1 protein-coding gene is annotated in these 358 nt (G+C 63.1%); it reads left to right on the top strand.

Going from position 1 to position 358, the window contains the following annotated elements:
- A partial coding sequence (locus tag KBI52_RS00615) for a multicopper oxidase domain-containing protein (protein WP_210804763.1) occupies positions 1-358 on the top strand: 358 nt, incomplete at both ends.

Raw genomic sequence — 358 nt, 5'->3', positions numbered from 1 at the left:
GTCGAGGTCAAGCTGAAGAACGCCGACGACAGCGTGATGATGCACAATGTGGACTTCCATGCGGTGACCGGCCCGGGCGGCGGCGCGAAAGCAACCGAGGCAGCTCCAGGCGAAACCCGCGGCTTCGAGTTCAAGGCGCTTAACCCCGGACTTTACGTCTACCACTGCGCAACTCCCACGGTCGCCCAGCACATCGCCAACGGCATGTACGGCCTGATCCTGGTGGAGCCGGAGGAAGGTCTGCCGAAGGTCGACCACGAGTTCTACGTCATGCAGGGCGAGATCTACACCGAGCAGGCCCATGGCACGAAGGGGCTCGTGGAAGAGAGCATCGACAAGCTCCTGAGCGAGCGTCCCG

This window comes from Microvirga sp. HBU67558, assembly GCF_018069605.1.
GTDB lineage: Bacteria > Pseudomonadota > Alphaproteobacteria > Rhizobiales > Beijerinckiaceae > Microvirga > Microvirga terrae.
This window is presented reverse-complemented; position numbering and strand designations above follow the sequence as displayed.